Annotated in this window: 15 protein-coding genes and 1 pseudogene; 3 read left to right on the forward strand and 13 right to left on the reverse strand. The window is 70.3% G+C overall.

Annotated features, from left to right (window positions below; translation table 11 throughout):
• Positions 1-179: 179 nt before the first annotated feature.
• The 11 genes and pseudogenes from O3X23_RS22020 to O3X23_RS22070 all read right to left on the reverse strand — a co-directional run bounded on the left by O3X23_RS22020 (position 180) and on the right by O3X23_RS22070 (position 9,487).
• Positions 180-839 (reverse strand): OmpA family protein, encoded by a 660-nt coding sequence (locus tag O3X23_RS22020; RefSeq protein WP_269273196.1) that lies wholly within the window; start codon positions 837-839, stop codon positions 180-182.
• Positions 840-845: 6 nt separating this feature from the next.
• Positions 846-1,436, reverse strand: coding sequence for a hypothetical protein (locus tag O3X23_RS22025; protein WP_269273197.1), 591 nt, complete (start codon positions 1,434-1,436; stop codon positions 846-848).
• Between the two features lie 32 nt (positions 1,437-1,468).
• Positions 1,469-2,020, reverse strand: a pseudogene (locus O3X23_RS22030) (pilus assembly protein TadG-related protein); the annotation flags it as partial.
• Between the two features lie 32 nt (positions 2,021-2,052).
• Entirely contained in the window at positions 2,053-2,271 is a 219-nt protein-coding gene (locus O3X23_RS22035; RefSeq protein WP_269273198.1) for a hypothetical protein, read from the reverse strand.
• 278 nt (positions 2,272-2,549) lie between these two features.
• Complete coding sequence (locus O3X23_RS22040; RefSeq protein WP_269273281.1) at positions 2,550-3,443, reverse strand: DUF5936 domain-containing protein; 894 nt, start codon at positions 3,441-3,443, stop codon at positions 2,550-2,552.
• Positions 3,444-3,483: 40 nt separating this feature from the next.
• Positions 3,484-4,419, reverse strand: coding sequence for a type II secretion system F family protein (locus tag O3X23_RS22045; protein WP_269273199.1), 936 nt, complete (start codon positions 4,417-4,419; stop codon positions 3,484-3,486).
• Positions 4,416-5,753, reverse strand: coding sequence for a CpaF family protein (locus O3X23_RS22050; protein WP_269273200.1), 1,338 nt, complete (start codon positions 5,751-5,753; stop codon positions 4,416-4,418). Before O3X23_RS22050 ends, O3X23_RS22045 begins: the two co-directional genes overlap by 4 nt.
• Complete coding sequence (locus tag O3X23_RS22055) at positions 5,750-6,175, reverse strand: TadE/TadG family type IV pilus assembly protein (RefSeq protein ID WP_269273201.1); 426 nt, start codon at positions 6,173-6,175, stop codon at positions 5,750-5,752. Before O3X23_RS22055 ends, O3X23_RS22050 begins: the two co-directional genes overlap by 4 nt.
• The gene (locus O3X23_RS22060) at positions 6,172-7,734 is read right to left on the reverse strand and encodes an AAA family ATPase (RefSeq protein ID WP_269273202.1); all 1,563 of its coding nucleotides are present in this window, start codon (positions 7,732-7,734) and stop codon (positions 6,172-6,174) included. Before O3X23_RS22060 ends, O3X23_RS22055 begins: the two co-directional genes overlap by 4 nt.
• Before the next feature lie 91 nt (positions 7,735-7,825).
• The gene (gene cpaB / locus O3X23_RS22065) at positions 7,826-8,542 is read right to left on the reverse strand and encodes a Flp pilus assembly protein CpaB (protein ID WP_269273203.1); all 717 of its coding nucleotides are present in this window, start codon (positions 8,540-8,542) and stop codon (positions 7,826-7,828) included.
• A 12-nt stretch (positions 8,543-8,554) separates the two neighbouring features.
• Positions 8,555-9,487, reverse strand: coding sequence for a hypothetical protein (locus O3X23_RS22070; RefSeq protein ID WP_269273204.1), 933 nt, complete (start codon positions 9,485-9,487; stop codon positions 8,555-8,557).
• 261 nt (positions 9,488-9,748) lie between these two features.
• On the opposite strand from O3X23_RS22070, the gene O3X23_RS22075 reads away from it, so the two are divergent.
• Positions 9,749-11,296, forward strand: a complete 1,548-nt coding sequence (locus tag O3X23_RS22075) for a chitinase (protein ID WP_443047932.1) — start codon at positions 9,749-9,751, stop codon at positions 11,294-11,296.
• A 73-nt stretch (positions 11,297-11,369) separates the two neighbouring features.
• Here O3X23_RS22075 and O3X23_RS22080 read toward each other — a convergent pair whose 3' ends face one another.
• Entirely contained in the window at positions 11,370-14,018 is a 2,649-nt protein-coding gene (locus O3X23_RS22080) for a YfhO family protein (RefSeq protein ID WP_269273205.1), read from the reverse strand.
• Between the two features lie 228 nt (positions 14,019-14,246).
• A complete protein-coding gene (locus O3X23_RS22085) occupies positions 14,247-14,753 on the reverse strand; it encodes a hypothetical protein (RefSeq protein WP_269273206.1) in 507 nt (168 codons plus the stop codon).
• Between the two features lie 92 nt (positions 14,754-14,845).
• Between O3X23_RS22085 and O3X23_RS22090 the strand changes: the two genes are divergently transcribed.
• Positions 14,846-15,148, forward strand: coding sequence for a hypothetical protein (locus O3X23_RS22090; RefSeq protein ID WP_269273207.1), 303 nt, complete (start codon positions 14,846-14,848; stop codon positions 15,146-15,148).
• A 9-nt stretch (positions 15,149-15,157) separates the two neighbouring features.
• Positions 15,158-16,549: a hypothetical protein gene (locus O3X23_RS22095; protein WP_269273208.1), complete on the forward strand. Its 1,392-nt coding sequence runs from the start codon at positions 15,158-15,160 to the stop codon at positions 16,547-16,549.
• The last annotated feature ends 126 nt before the right edge of the window (positions 16,550-16,675 follow it).

A 16,675-nucleotide genomic window follows, 5' to 3' on the forward strand; every position in this document is an offset into this window, starting at 1 on the left:
ATGGCGCCCACTGGATCACCGGTCACGTCGTCCAGGCGACGGGCGGCTGCCGGTCCTGAGGCTCCGGCGGGCGCCTGGGCGCGGGCAACAAAAAACGGGCCGGTTCGCAGGGGGGGAGAGCGAACCGGCCCGAGGGGGGGGAGTTACACCGTACCGCCTATGAGCGCGTGCTCAGCACCTCACGCGCCGGACGGAGTGAACGTAATCTCCACGCGGCGGTTCTGACGGCGGCCCACTTCGGTTGAATTATCCGCAATGGGGTAGTCCTCGCCGTACCCACGCACCTGGAAACTGCGGTTCGCGCCACCGGCGGAGCCGAGCGCACTGGCCAGGACTCCGTAGACGGCGTCGGCGCGTTGCTTCGACAGGACCTCGCCGTGCTCCTCGCTGCCCAGGTTGTCGGTGAACCCGAAGACCCGGATAGGTGACGAAACGTTCTTCGCATTGATGTCACCCGCGATGGCCTTGATCCGCGACGTGGCGGCCGCCGACAGCGCGGCGCTGTCCTTGCCGAACAGCACGTCCGCCTGGAGCGCGTACGTGATGGAGGTGTTGGACTCCTCATGCCGCTGTTCCGGCTGGCTCGCCTTTGTCGACGACTGATCCGTGACCGCCACGATGTCCAGCACCTTCGCCGGAGCGAGCGTCGCCCCCTCGGGCAACTTCAGCCGCGGCGACGTCGGATCGACCTTCACCGGCGCCGACGGCGCCGCCGTCGAAGGCGAAGCCGAAGGCCCCCCATCCGCCCGAGCCACCACCACCGGCCCCGCGAACGCAACCGAAACCACCGACACCACGATGACCACCGCCCCGGCAGCCCGTCGCTTCGTACGATCCATGACCGATCACCCCTCCGAAATCTGAATCTTGGCGGGCGGCATGGTGGGCAACTGGAACTCAACGGAGGTGGTGGCGGTGGGCGGGGCGGGGAACTGGGCGAAGAACGGACGGGTCTCCTTGGGCTGAACGCTCAACAGTTTCATCGTGCAGAGACATTTTCCATCGGTGTCCCGAAGCACGTAGTAGCGCTTCTTGCCCGCCTGATCAACGAGAACCGCACCGGCCATGGACGCGCCGGACTGGCTGAGCGCGGTCTCCTGGCCAACCCAATTCGTCGCATCGAAGATTTCCGTGCCGTTGTTGGTGACCATTCCCTCCACCGTGACGAAGCCGCCCGTGTCACGTATGGCTGAGCTGATGGTCACCTCGACATTCTTCTCGCCCTTGATCTGGGCCAATACCTGGGGCGGGCTGGCCGAAGCCGAAGCGCCTCCACTGGTGGACCCGGCGGGTTTGGAGGAACTGGACTGAGACACCTTGTCGTCCGGCTTCTTGTCGCCGCTACCGCCACAGCCAGCCAGCACCAGGACGCTGCTCGCCATGAGTGCCACCACCGTTGAGGCCTTGAGACCCATCCGTCGAGGCTGGTTGTTCATCGATCCCCGTTTCTTCTCTGCCCGGTCGGCCGTCAGCTGGCAAGGTGAACGAAGTAGAACATCGAGAGGTCCAGGCGAAAGTCGCTCGCCGTCGCATCGATGGTCACCGGCTCACCGGCGCAGATGAATTTGACTGCCTTACCTTCCGACCCATCGAGGACACAACGCGCCTCGACGACCGCCGAAGCCTTCGCCCCGGCATGCACATTTTCCGTACCTTCGACCACGGAGGTCCCCACCGTGCCCTGGGTCTTCACCCGGACCGAGTAGCCGACAGGGCTGGCAAGCCGCTCACAGAGCTCAAGATCGGCATGGTTCTCGTCGGCGTATCCGTGTGCGGCGCCACAGCCGTCGGATCCGCTCATGCCCGATCCCCGCAACAGCTTTTCGAGCTCGGGCAGGTCAACCGCCTGCAAAGCTGCAAGGAAAGCGGCCTGACTACCGTCGCGGGCCTCGCGCGCAGCGGCCAGAGCCGCCGCGTCAGCGGCGGTCTGGGCGCTGTTGCGCGTCACGGAAGCCTGTCCGACAGCGAAGAAGGCGAACGCGAGAAAGAACAGCGCTGCCATCGCCACGATGTAGAGACCGAGGGTCTGCCCCTCATCGCGACGCCACGGCTTTACTTGCCGCTGCCCGCCACGATCTTGTTGATCATCCCGGTGATGCCGTCCTTGACCTTCGTGCCGATGTCCGTCGTTCCCGCGAGCACGCCGATGATCACTGCGATCACGACAGCGATCCCGAGGTACTCGAACGACGTCTGCCCCCGGTCGCTGCTCAGCTTCTCGCGCATCCAGATCTGTGTGACCACGAGCCGCTTCACTGCCCAAGTGCTCATGTCTGATCGCCCCATCCTTTGTCACCTGATGAACGCCAACCACGCCCGATGCGACGGCCGGTCTCTCGTTCCCACGCTCGCTACGACCGCCGAACTCGACGTCACCCTTCACGGCGCACCGCCTCTCACCGTTCCGGTCCGTAGCGATCCGTTCTTGATTGCAGGTGCAAATATGGTTGCGTCTGCAAAGGTACACCCGAAACCCGTGCAACCGCAGCCCTTTGTGCGCCAACTGGCGCATCCAATATGGCGGTTCCGTACATGACACATGTGCGGAATCACCCATTCCCAAGGAGATTGCCGAAGTTGATCTGAGAGCCCATGACCGTGCCGGTGATCAGCAGGATCATCGTCGCAGGCACCAGCAGCATGGTGATGACCCCGGTCGCCCTCGGCACGGTCCGCGCCGCGCGGCGACGGGCGTTCTGCGCCTCGGTCCGCCGCATGTCCTGGGCGATCTGCAGCAGCGTCCTCGCAATGGGCGCGCCCAGCTCCTCGCCCTGTTGCAGCGTGCTCACGAACTGGCTGACCTGATCGCTCCTGTTGCGCTTGCGGAGCTGGTCGAAGGCGTCACGACGACTGACCCCCACATCCATCTGCCGCAGCGCGATACGGATCTCGTCCGACCACGGGCCCTTGTAGACCGTGTTGACGCGCTCCAGGGCCTGCCGGAAGCCGAGGCCTGCGCTCACCACCACCGCCAGGACGTCCAGGAAGTCGGGAAGCGTGCGCTCGATGTCGTCGCGGCGTTTGCGGACGGCCAGCCACAGGCCCAGGTCGGCCCAGCCCCAGGCGTATCCGACAAGGATCAGCGCCAGGAACCAGTGGCCACTGGTGAGGAGGGTGAACGCCGCCAATCCCCCCAGCGCCCCATACACCGCCCGTCGCGCCGCATACCGTTCCACGGTCAACCCGTGGGGGTGGCCCGCGTGGTCGATCCTCATGCGCATTTTGGCGACGCGGGCGGGGCCCATCCAGCGCATCACCATGGGGGACCAGCGCATGCCGAGTTGGTCGACGGCGTTGCCGGTGCGGGTGGTTCGGGTGCGGCCGACTTCCAAGGCGAGCATCAGGTCGTCGGGGAGTTTGGCGTCGGAGCGCAGGAGGGCTACCGCGTGGACGACGCCGACAGCGCACAGCGCCACCGCGGCGGCCAGGGCCAGGCCGATCATCAGCATCAACAACCGCCCCCTCTCATACGTCTCATACGTCTCATACGTCGATCCTCGACATCCGGCGGATCATCCAGAACCCCACCGCATACAGGCTCAGCGAGATCAGCACGCAGATGCGCCCCGCGTTGGAGCCCGTCATCGCGCTGAGCGAACCCGGCATGATCTGGTTCAGCAGGAACAACGAGCCGATGCCGATGACGGGGACGGCGTACGCGGTGACCGTGACCTGGGACATCTGGGTGCGGATCTCCCGTCGGGTCTCCTTGCGCTCCTCCAGGGTGACCGTCAGGTTGCGGAGCGACTCGACGACGGAGCCGCCGGCGCGGCTCGACAGGACGAGGGTGGAGACCAGGACGATGAGCTCGCGGCTGGGCAGCCGCTCCTGCAGCTCGGCCAGGGAGTCCTCCACGGAGTGGCCCATCGCCATCGCGTCGGCGACCTTCTTCAGCTCCTCGCCCGCCGGGGCCTCCAGCTCGTCCGCCGCCATGCCGACCGCCGTGCGCAGCGCGAGGCCCGCCTGGGTGGCGTTGGCCAGGACGCGGGCGAGTTCGGGGAGTTGGGCGATGAAGCGTTCGGTGCGCACGCGGCGGCGCCACTCCAGGAAGGAGTACGCGGACCAGAACGCGAGGATCGCGGCGATCGGCCCGAAGAACGGGGCGAGGACGACGTCGGCGACGAGCCAGGCGCCGCCGACCACTCCGATGGCGGCCGCGGTGAACTGGCCGGGGGTGAGGTCGGTGCCGGTGGAGGCGAGGCGGCCGGCGAGGCGGCGGCCCCAGCCGGTGGCGCGCACCCGCCGGTCGAGGGCGGCGAAGGGGACGTGGCGGCCGATGTCGCCCGGCTCGCCCGCGAGGCGCTCGACGAGGGCCGCTCGTTCCGCGCGGCCACCCGACCAGGCGTGCAGACCCCAGACGCCCAGCGTCAGGGCGAGCAGGGCGGCGCCGATGACGATCAGCGGGAGCCGGTCGTTCACTTGGCCTCCCGGATGTCGAGTTCCAGCTCGGTGGCGCCGACGCCGAAGGCGGCCGGGACGTGTTCACCGGCCAGGTACAGGCGCTCCGCGAGCTGGCGCGGCAGCGGGTGGTGTTCGTACCAGCCGCGGACGATGCGGTCGGCGCCGAGCGGCTCGGCGCGGAAGCGGGTCGCGCTGGTGAGCCGGAAGACGTCGCGGCCGCGGGAGGAGAGCATGGCGATCTCGACGATGCGGCGGGTGCCGTCGACATGCCGGGTGAGCTGCACGAGGACGTCCACGGCGCTGTTGATCTGGTCGCGCAGCGCCTCGAAGGGGATCTTGACCTCGCTCATCGAGGCCAGCGTCTGCAGGCGCAGCACCGCGTCCTCGGCCGAGTTGGCGTGGACGGTCGCGAGCGAGCCGTCGTGGCCGGTGGACATCGCCTGGAGCATGTCGAGGGTCTCGCCGCCGCGGACCTCGCCGACGATGATGCGGTCGGGGCGCATGCGCAGGGAGTTGCGGACGAGGTCGCGGATGGTGATGCGGCCCTCGCCCTCGACGTTCGGCGGGCGGGTCTCCAGCCGGATGACGTGGTCCTGCTGGAGCTGCAGCTCGGCGGCGTCCTCGACGGTGATGATGCGCTCGCCGTCCGGGATCAGCCCGGACAGCGCGTTGAGCAGCGTCGTCTTGCCCGAGCCGGTGCCCCCGCTGACGATGATGTTGCACTTGGCGCGGACCAGCGACGAGAGCAGCATCAGCATGTGCTCGTCGAGGGTGCCGAGGGCTATCAGCTCCCGCAGGGTGTAGGCGCGCGGGAAGCGCCGGATGGTGAGCGTCGGGCCGCTGAGGGAGAGCGGCGGGATGATGACGTTGACGCGCTCACCGCTCGGCAGCCGCGCGTCGACCATCGGGTTGGACTCGTCGACGCGGCGGTTGACGGTCGAGACGATGCGCTCGATGGTCTGGAGCAGCTGCTCGGCGGACGAGAAGCGGGCGGCGACCTGCTCGACCCGGCCGCCGCGCTCCACGTAGATCTTGTCCGGCCCGTTGACCATGATCTCGGTGACGGTCGGGTCCTCGAGGAGCGGTTCGAGGATGCCGAGCCCGAGCGCCTCGTCCACGACGCGGCGGATGATGCCCGCGCGCTCCTTGGTCGACAGGACCGGGCCCTCGCGGCTGATGATGTGCCCGAGCACGCGCTCCAGCCGGGCCCGGCGCTCGGCGGTGGCGAGCGCCGACATCTCGGCGAGGTCGATCTCCTGGAGCAGCTTGGTGCGGTAGACGGCCACCATGTGGCCCTCTTGGGTCTGGGGGGTGGCCTCTTCCGTGACGGCGAGGCGTGCGCGCAGGCTCATGGTGTGGTGTCTTCCTTCGGCATGGTCGCGCTGCGCCGCACCGGACCGAAGATGCTCACGCCGGGGATGACGGACGGGATGTTGATGACGGCGGTCGCCGTGACGGAGTCGCCGTCGTCCGAGGGGGGCGAGATGCTGGTGCCGTCGCGCAGCCAGTCGCTCACCGCGTTGCGGCCCGCGTCCTCGGCGTTCGGGTGCGGGGCGCGCAGCGCCGCGGTGCGGGCCGCGGTCCTGGCGGCGGTGCCGGCCTGGTTGGCGGCGTAGGCGACGAAGCCGAGCTGGATCCCGGCGAGGGCGATGAGCAGCAGGATCGGCAGGACGCCGAGGAACTCCAGGGACGCGGAGCCGCGTTCGCCGCGTCCACGCCGGTCCCAGCTTTCACGCCCTTCACGCCGTGCGCGCCGTCCACGAGTTCCGGTCACCGCTTCGCCTCCTCGTCCACCGTGGACGCATGTCCGTGAACCGTCAACGGGAAGTCGATGGCGCCGGGGAAGAGCACGGGGACCTTGAGGGTGACGGTGACGGTCACCTTGCCGCCGCCCCGCTCGACGGCCGTGGTGCCGTTCCACGCGCTCGGCAGGTCCCGCTGCGCCGCCGCGGCCGCGTCCTGGCCCACCGCCGCCGCCCGTGCCGCCTCGTCCGCCGCGTGGCCGGCGAGCGTGTACGTGTAGCCCGCGAGGACCGCCTGCCAGACCAGGATCAGGGTGATGAGGATGATCGGCGTCATGCCGAGGGTCTCCAGGACGACCTGGCCCCGGTCGTCGCGCAGAGCCCCGCGCCGGCCGCGCCTGGCCGCCTTGGGCTGCGGACCGCCGACGGCGAGGCCGAGTTCGGCCGCCAGCGCCCACAGGCCCTGCTTGACGGTGGAGCGGTTGTCGAGGTCGTGGAGGCGTCCGGCGTCGATGACGGACTGGAGCTCCTTGAAGGCGGCGGGCACGACGGACGCCGCGACCTTGGTGCCGGTGATGCGGGCGACGAGGGACGGCTGGATCTCGGTGGAGCGGGTGTAGCGGTTGACGACGGCCGTGGTGTCCTGCGGCTTGCGGATCTGCAGCCGGTCCCACATCCGCACCATGCGCTTGGCGGCGCGGACGGCGACGACGTCCGGGGTGGTCACCAGCAACGCCGTGTCGGCGGTCTCCACGGCCACGGCGTTCGCTGTGGTCAGCTGCGTGCCGCAGTCCACGACGACCACTTCGTACCGCTGCCGCAGCGCGTGCAGGACCAGCCGCACCGAGCGGTCCGTGACGTCCTCGCCGCGTTCGCCCTCGCCCGGGGCGAGCAGCAGGGCGGGCCCGGACTCGTGGAGGTACATCGCGTCGTGCAGGACGCGCGACGAGATGTCCGCGATGTCGGCGAGGTCGGCCATCGACCGGCGGAACTGGACGTCCAGGTACGAGGCGATGTCGCCGCCCTGCAGGTCCAGGTCGACGAGGGCGGTGGACCGGCCGGCGGCGTGCGCCGCCAGCGCGAGCTGGATGGCGGTGACGGTGGTGCCGACGCCGCCCTTCGCGCCCGCGACGGCGACGAGGGTGCCGCCGGCCACGGCGGGCAGCGCGCGCTGCGGGCTGAGGTGGCGGCGGACTCCGCCCGCCCAGGCGGCGGCCGCCTCGACGCGGGCGCCCAACTCGTCGTACGACAGCGGCAGCCCGATGACGCCGCGCGCGCCGGAGTCCATCGCGGCGGAGAGCACGGCCGGGCTCGGGTCGGCGGTGAGCAGCACGACGCCGACGGCCGGGAAGCGGAGCGCGACCTCCCGTATCAGTTCCAGCGCGGGCATCGGGGTGATGCCGTCGTGCACGATGACGACCTCGGGCAGCTCGTCGATCCCCGTCTCGGCCGCGCGGGCGAGGGTGTCGAGCAGCAGCGTGGAGTCGGGCAGCGCGGGGCCCGGCTCCGCGCCGGGCAGCTGGTGCAGCAGACCGGCCAGCGCGCGGGCGGCATCCGGATCAGCGGTGCCGGACAGGATCCTCACGATCATGGACGGCCTCCCCGGTCGGTGGCGGCCGCCGTGCCGGCGGCCGTGAACGGCATCGTCGCGACGGCGCGACGGCGGTGACCCTCGTGCCCCGTCATCGCTTGGCCGCCGCGTCGCCCAGCAGCGTGTACGTCCGGTCGCTCTCGGCCGGGGCGCGCTCGTCGCCCGGGGCGATCAGCGCCAGCCGGACGTGACGGGCGAAGGATTCGGAGAACGCGACGCGCTGCGCGTCGGCCGCGTCGAGGGCGAAGGTGATCGGCACGCCCTGGGCGGCCTGCCGCTGGGACTCCTGGTTCTTGTCGAACGCCTTGATCTCCCCGACGTCGATGACCCGCGCACCGGTGACGATGATCTTCGAGACGTCGGGGTCGGTGTCCTTCTTGCCCGCGAAGGTGGCGAAGATGTTGACCTTCGACCCTGGGGTGATCTTGCCGGCGACGCCGGTCTCCGCGTCGATCATGATGGCGATCTCCATCTGGCCCGGCTGCAGCACCGGCCTGGCCGCGACCATGCCGGACTCCAGCAGGGAGCCGCGCTTCAGCGGGATCGTGGCGACCATCCCCTGGACGGACGCGAGGTCGCGCACGGCGGTGTCGGGCAGCCACTTCTCCGGTATCCGCACCTTCTCCAACTGCCCCGAAGTCACGGCCTGATACGCCGGAACGTCCTTGGTCAGCTGGTACGCCGTGACCTTGGGCCCGACCTCCGACCGTGCGTTGCCGATGACCGTGACGACCCCCGCGAAGGCCGCCACCGCGCACACCACGGAGACCACCAGGAGGACGACACCGCGTCGCTGACGTGAATTCATCGGCAGGCAGACCTATCGCTTATGGGGTTCGAGCTGGGGGCGGTTGGGGTTCGGCAGCGGGCGCTGGTGCTGCGGAGGACGGCGTAACGGCTGCTCCGCACCCGCCGCCACCTGCTTCCGCCCGCCGGAGCGGCCCGGGCCGCCGGACGTGTCGGAGCGGTCGGAGCGGTGCGCGCCCTCGGCACGGCCGCCGAGCCGCGTCGAGCAGAAGAGGCACTGGTCGCCGATCACCTCGAGCCCGCACCACGGGCAGGTGTCCCGGCGGACCGACGTCACCAGTTGGTACAGGATGCCGATGTCGGCGATGTACGCGGTGAACTCGACGAGCCGGCCGGTGCCCCACCAGCGTGCCGACCCGTCCGGCAGCGGCACCTCGCGGATGTGCTGGGAGCGCCAGGCGGGGGCGAGCGTGCCGGTGACCCAGCCCGCGTCGAGCCCGTGCCCGGCCACGGCGAGCTGGGTGAGGAAGCCCGGCCCCGGGGGGACTGCGTCGGAGCCGGCCTCGGACAGCCCCGGTTCCGGGTGCGCCATGACGGCGAAGTGCCGTCCGGGGACGAGGGACTTGAGGTGCTTGCCGACCGTGACCGGCACCCGGTCGAGCTTGCTGACCGAGCCGAGCAGCGCGCCGGAGTACAGGTAGTACGAGAGCAGCCGGGCCGCACCCGCGAGCACGCCGGGCCCCAGGTCGGTTCCGGCCAGCTGACGCAGTTGCTCCGTGAGCAGCGCGGCGGCGAGCGGCGGCAGGTCGACGGGGACGATCGCCATCCGGTCCGCCTCGAGCGCGGCGCGCACGGTGTGCAGCCGGCGGCGCGCGGGGTCGGCGGGATCGGCCGAGGCGAGGGCGATGAGGTGCCCGTAAGCGTCGAGCGCGGCGGAGGTGCGCGCGACATGCTGCTCGAGCGGCACGGCGAGATCGTCCGCCGTGACCGTTATGACGCTCGACATCCGCAGCCCTCCTGTCCTGCGCAAGGACCGTTCACCAGCCGGATCGCGTGCGCCAGCCTATCGATGTGTAGCGGAATGAGTGCGGAAAGTCGCGGATCAGGATCGGTGAACGCACGGATCCGCTGCATGAACGACCTGTGAAGGCCAGAGGTCTTGACAACCTCATTGGTCTGGACCAACTTGGTCCCACGCAGGGCGCGTCGCCCAACCCTCTTGCGCATTCCCCACCACCCCCCAACTCCTTGCCCCCAGGAGGCAGTCGTGGAACGTGCATCTCATGCTTATCGGAGACCCAAAGCCGCGCGTACGGCCCTCGCCACCGTCGGAGCCGCCTCACTGGTGGCCGCGGGCTTCGCGATAGCCAACGTCGGGACCGCGCAGGCCGCCGACACCAACCTCATCAGCAACTCCGGCTTCGAGAGCGGGCTCTCCGGCTGGACGTGCACGGCGGGCAGCGGTGCGGCCGTGTCCACCCCGGTGCACGGCGGGTCCTCGGCCCTCAAGGGCAGCCCGAGCGGCTCCGACAACGCCAAGTGTTCGCAGACCGTGGCGGTCAAGCCCAACTCCGCGTACTCGCTGAGCGCCTGGGTTCAGGGCTCGTACGTCTACCTCGGCGCCAGCGGCACCGGCACCTCGGACGTCTCGACGTGGACGCCGTCCGCCGGCTCCTACCAGCAGCTGAGCACCAAGTTCACGACCGGCGCGAGCACCACCTCGGTCACCGTCTACCTCAACGGCTGGTACGCGCAGCCGGCGTACTTCGCGGACGATGTCGTCCTGACCGGTCCCGGCGGCACTCCCACGACGCCCCCGACCACACCCCCGACGACCCCGCCCACGACACCGCCGACCACCCCGCCAACCACTCCCCCCACGACACCGCCGACCACGCCTCCCACCACCCCGCCGACCACTCCCCCGAGCGGCAGCCTGCCCAAGCACGTCCTCACCGGGTACTGGCAGAACTTCAACAACGGCGCGACGGTCCAGACCATCGCCCAGGTGCAGAACCAGTACGACATCATCGCCGTGTCGTTCGCCGACGCCTCCGGCACACCCGGCGGGGTCACCTTCAACCTGGACCCGGCGCTGAACTACTCCGTCGCCCAGTTCAAGGCGGACATCGCGGCGAAGCAGGCGGCCGGCAAGCGCGTCATCATCTCCATCGGCGGCCAGAACGGCACCGTGTCGATCAACGACTCGACCTCCGCCAACAACTTCGCCAACAGCGTCTACTCGCTGATGCAGACGTACGGGTTCAGCGGCGTCGACATCGACCTGGAGAACGGCCTCAACGCCACCTACATGTCGCAGGCGCTGCGCAGCCTGAGCAGCAAGGCGGGCTCGGGGCTCATCATCACGATGGCGCCGCAGACGATCGACATGCTCTCCCCTTCGAGCGCCTACTTCGCCACCGCGCTCAAGATCAAGGACATCCTGACCGTCGTCAACACCCAGTACTACAACAGCGGTTCGATGAACGGCTGTGACGGCGGCGTCTACTCGCAGGGCTCCGTGGACTTCATCACCACGCAGGCCTGCACGGTCATCCAGGGCGGGCTCGACCCGTCCCAGGTCGGCCTCGGACTCCCCGCCTCGACGAGCGGCGCCGGCTCCGGCTACGTCGACCCGTCGGTGGTCAACAACGCGATCGACTGCCTGACCAAGGGCACCGGCTGCGGCACCTTCAAGCCGGCCACCAAGTGGCCGACGCTGCGCGGCGCGATGACCTGGTCGACCAACTGGGACGCCAAGAACGGCAACCAGTGGTCCAACTCGGTCGGCACCCACGTGCACGCCCTGCCGTAACACCCCGCGGATCCGTCCGCACCAGCTCACCGCGCCCCCCGGGACGGCTCATCGCCTCCCGGCGGGCGCGGTGTCATGTCGCCGCCGCCTCGCCGTCCCGGCGTCGGCGCGACCACCACCGGTACCCGGCCAGCGCCAGGACCCCCAGCGCCGCGGCGCCGCCCACCGCTGAGCCCGCCCTGAGCCCCGGCGGGGTGAAGTCGCAGCTGATGGTGCGCGAGGTGCCGTCCAGCGGGACCGACAGCAGACCCAGGTGGTTGCCGGCCGGCCTGGCGGCGCCGCCGCCCGCCGAACAGCTCCACCCCTCGATCGCCGGGGCTGCGATCACGGCCACACCCGTACTGCCGGGCGGCAGTTCCGCGCTCAGCCGACTGCCGGACACCGACACCCGCGTCGCGCCGGTGGCCTTCAGTACGGCCACCCGGGCGGTGAGCTTCGCCGGGTCGAGACAGCCGATCGGCTCCCGCGGCAGCGCTCCGGCTCCCAGCGCTATCAGGTCCACCCGCACCTCACCCGAGGCCGGCACCTTTCCCATCGGCTGGACGGTCGCTCGGTTCTGCGGCGGGCGGGCGTCGAAGCGCACCCCGCCGGACACCCCGTGCAACCCGCCCTGCCCGGCGAAGTCCGGCACCGACAGGAAGACCTCACTGCCCGCCGGGCAGTGCGCCCGCAGCACCTGCGTCGGCCCCCACTTCCCCGCCTCGCGTGCCCTGACCCCGTACTGGCCGTTCAGCGTCAGCCGCGGCACACTGCCGTCGGCGTCGCGCACGTCGACCACCGGGACGGTGTAGACCCGGGCGCCGAGCAGGGCCTCCTGGTTGCGGAAGGTGTTGTCGCCGTAGGACCGGGGCGGGCCCGCCGGGCGGACGGTCACCAGCGGGGGAACGTCCATCCGCGAGACCGACACCGTCGTCGTGTACGGGCCGCGCAGCGGGTGCCGGAACGGGTCCTGGTCGGAGTGCAGCCGGGCGCCGACGGAGAAGATCGCGTCCGTGACCGGCCCGTCGATGCTGCGCGGCGACCGGCCGCGCGAGGAGTAGCCGCCGCCGAGCGCGGTCAGGGTGCTCGCCCAGACCTCCGAGGTGAGACTGCTGTAGTACTGGGCGCCCTGCCCGCCGACGACCAGCGGGTCGTTGCCGACCGTCTGCCAGACGCCGGGATCCGTCCGGTACGCGGGCCAGCCGTCGGACCGGCTGACCGCGGCGCTCTGCACGTCCTGGCGCTGGCTCCACGGCCCGTAGTCGTCGAGCCGCCCGAGCCGCGCCTTGTCGTACGCCGCCTCCGCGACCGCCGACTCCCCCACCTGCGCACCCACCAGCAGCAGGGCGGCCAGCACCGGCACCCAGCGGGTGGTGCGCTGCCGCGCCTCCACCGTCCGCAGGAGGACGAGGCTGCCGACCACCAGGGCCAGCGAGAGCGCCAGCAGCGGCACCGTCCAGGACTCCGTGACGACGCTGGTGCTGCCGATCGCGGCCACCACCACGAGCAGCCCGACCCCGCCCAGCAGCGGCTTCCACCGTGGCGCGCCCTGCGCGAGGGAGAGCCAGCCGGCGATGACCAGCACCCCGCAGAGCACGAACGTCTGCCGGTACGAACTGCCGTTGGGCGTCGCGAACGCGTGCCACGCCAGGTGCGTGGGCTTCCACTGCATGGACAGCAGCACCAGCACCACGAGCGCGCTCCAGCCGGCCCGTTCGCGCCGGTCGACGGCGGTGTTGAACGGCAGGGTCAGCGCGAGCAGCAGCGCGGCCGTGCCGACCCAGACGGCCGGCGTCTCGAAGGTGTACGTGCCCGGCAGCAGCCGGGCCAGCACGTCGGGCATGGTCGCGGGCGCGAAGTCGTTGACGCGGCCGGGGTGCGCGAGCTTCGTCGCCTTGTAGACGACGAGGATCAGCGGCGCCGCCAGCCCGATGCCGAGCAGCACCGCCAGCACGGCCCGCCCCAGCACGGCGAGCCGGCGCCGCACGTCCTCCCGCCCGAGCAGCAGCCGCAGCAGCAGGACGAGCGCGGCGCCGATCGTCGCCATGTACGCCGTGTAGAAGTTGGCCGTCCAGGCGAGGGCCACGACCAGCGGACCGAGCACCGGGCGCCGGTTCGTCAGCGCCCACTCGCCGACCAGGCACAGCAGCGGGAACGCGATGAGCCCGTCCAGCCACATCAGGTTGTACGACGCCTCGGCCATCGACCAGCCGCACAGCGCGTACGAGGCGCCGAGCGTCCCGGCCGTCCACCAGCGGCCCTTGCGGAGCGTCAGCAGCAGGAACGCCATCGCGGCGCCCGCCGACGCCATCTTCAGGACAGTGATCACGTACACCGCCAGGTCGGTCTCGTCCCGGGGGAAGAGACCGACCAGCAGCGCGAAGGGGCTGCTCAGATATGTGCCGAGGTCGGGGAGGAAGCTGGAGCCGTACCCGGACTGCCAGTTGACGAGCAGACCGCCGTCGGCCCTGCCGTGCAGCAGGTCCCACAGGTGGGCGTGGAACGGGACGAACTGGTTGCCCAGGTCGCTGACGCTGCGGCTGTGGTGCCCGAACGGAAAGGTCGTCGCGACGGCGTCGCCGACGCAGAACGCCAGCGCGGTGATCAACGCGGCCAGGGCGGTGGCACGGCGCCGGATGTGCGGGGCGGTTTCGCGTCGTTGAGCCGGGGTGGCGGTGCTGGTGCTGGTGTCACTGGTGGCGCTGTCACCGGCCCCTTTCGGGGCGGCTTCCTTCGTCGGCATGGCTTCCTCCGCAAAGGACGCTAACCCGCCGAAACCCCGGATGCGCCCGGTGACCCGAATGCCCGTTCACCCGACGCCCCTGCTTCAGGGGGTGTTCACTGCGCGTTCCGTCAGCGCAGGGAACCGAAGAAGCGCCGGAGGTCTCCCACCAGCAATGCGGCTGTAGATCTTCTTCTGCTGCTTCCTACCGCCACGCCAGGGAGCGATGCGGTCAGGTGCGTTCCGCGGTCAGGTACCTTCCGGGTCCACATCCGGGTCCGCGTCCCAGCGGAAAGTGGTCATCACAGCGTCGAACAGCTCCACCATCAGATCGGCGAGCCGGGGCTCCACGTCGGCCGTCGGCGTCGAGAACGCGGCGGCCAGGCAGCGTCCGGGGACGCCGGGGAGCGGCAGCACGTAGTCCACCCGCCGGGCCTCACCCACGACGTACTCGCGCCGCTCCTTCCTGCCCTCCACCGCCAGCTCCGACACGACGAACGACGCGGGCGGCGGTGCGGCTCCGCCGCGCGACCGTACGGGGAGGTAGAGGTCGATCCCGGCGCCGTCCCGGCGCGCCCGGACGGCCAACTCCCGCAGCCGGCCCTCCAACCGGACCCGTAACCGCGCCACCGCGTCCCCGTGGGAACCGTCGAAGGCCGCCCCCACGATCCCCCGGATCGCGTCCTCGGTCCCCTCGCGCAGCGGGATCCGCCCCCAGCCGGGGGGAAGCACCAGCCCGTATCCAACAACCGCCACAACCGCACCCTGTTCCGTCGCTGATTCATGCCTGTGACCTATGCCAGACCGAATCGTTCCACAAGGACACAACCCCACAGGAGTCCGGACAAATGTCCAACACATGCACGAACACAGCCGACTTGAAGGTCGACGGCCGTCTCCTCGACGCCTCGGAGCACTCCCTCGGCTCGATCCGGGCAGCCCTGCAGCGCTGCCCCGCCACCCAGGACGCCCTCGCCCACGCCGTCGGCGCGCCCCGCATGGCCGACGTGATGCACACCTTCTCGGACAACTGGAAGGACAACCGCAAGGAGACCCTCTGGAACCTCGGCCAGGTCCTCAACCTCATCCGCGAGACGAAGGCCGCCTTCGCGTCCGTCGACCGCGAACTCGCCGCCCGAGCGAAGGGCTGAGCCCTCCCGATGCCCCGCCGCCCGCACGACTGGCACCCCCTCCGCACCGAGGACCGCCACGCCGACCCCACCCCCGGCTCCCCCGCCGACATCCGCACCGGCCGTCGGACCCTGTCCGACACCGCCATCGAGATCCGCACCCAGATCGCCCGGCTCCGGGCCCTGTCCGACGGCACCGGCCTGAAGGGCGACTACGCGGATGCCCTCCAGGACGGCGCGGACCGCCTGCGCGACAAACTCGGCAAGGTCGCCGACCGTTACGAGAAGGTCGCCGTCAAGGTCTCGGCCTGGGCCGAAGCCGTCGAGGACGCCCAGCACCAGACCCTCGACGCCCACCGCGCCGCCACCGCCGCGCACGACATCATCACCCCGCTCGACGCCCTCCCCGAAGCGGATCTCACCCCCACCCAAAAGAGCGACCTCGACCACGCCCGCGCGTCACTCGTCCGAGCGCAGGCCGTCTTCGACGGCGCCGTCGGAGACTACGCATCCGACGCGCGCCGCCTCTCCGGCGCCATCGAGGAGATCCTCGACGACTCGCTGGAGGACTCGTACTGGAGCTGGACCTCCAACCTCCTCGAACGCAACGCCGCCTGGATCAACGAAGCACTGGAGATCATCGGCTGGATCGCCACGGTCGTCGCCATCGCCGCCGTCCTCATCGCCTGCGCTCCCACCGCCCCGGCCTGGCTCGCCCTGGCAGCCTCCTGGGCCCTCGCCGGAGCAGAAGCCGCCACCTACGGCACGGCCCTCATCCACACCACCCTGGCCGCCACAGGCAACGGCACGTGGGCCGATGTCGGCCTCGACATCGTCGCCATCCTGACGCTGCGCATGGGCAAGGCGGCGGAGCGGGGGGTGACGGCGGGAGTCGACGCGACGAGGGTTGCCTCGCGGCAGGCGGCGAAGGACGCCGTGGCGGCGTCGAGAGCGGGCCAGCGCGATGCCCGCCAGGGGATCGCGCGCGAGCTGCAGAATCGGACCATCTCGAAGCCGAGACGGCAGTTCCTCCAACGCCAGCTAAAACGCATGGACGCGCAGGCCCGCGCAGCGGCGAAGTACCCGTCGCAACACGAGCCGAAGGTTTCGGCGGCCGAAATCCTGCGTTCGGGCGGGTCCAGAGAGACAGCCGTAGCCAAGAAGGCGAGTGCGCATGAAGGTGCCAAGCATGCGGAGAGTTCAGCCGTTCAATCTGCAGCCCGCGATGTCGGCGGCAGCGCAGTGAAGAATTTCAGAGCCTTCGCAGTCGGCACGTCGGCTGATCTCGCAGATAAATCGGCAGGCAACAGCGAGATCTTCGCCTCCAAGCCAAGCGTGGATTCCTACGGCTCAGCCAAGGACTCGTTCAAGTTCCACACCAGTTGGCTCGACCCCGACCTCACAACCGGAGACCCGAATTGAGCTGGGTAGATGTTCTCTATCGGCTGGACACCTGGGTTGACATCACCCCTGTGCCTTCATGGGAGGAGGCGGGATGGGATGACCAGAACCAATGGGCGCAATCATCTGCGGACACCATCCTCGCCC

Source organism: Streptomyces sp. H39-S7 (assembly GCF_027158205.1).
Taxonomy (GTDB): domain Bacteria; phylum Actinomycetota; class Actinomycetes; order Streptomycetales; family Streptomycetaceae; genus Actinacidiphila.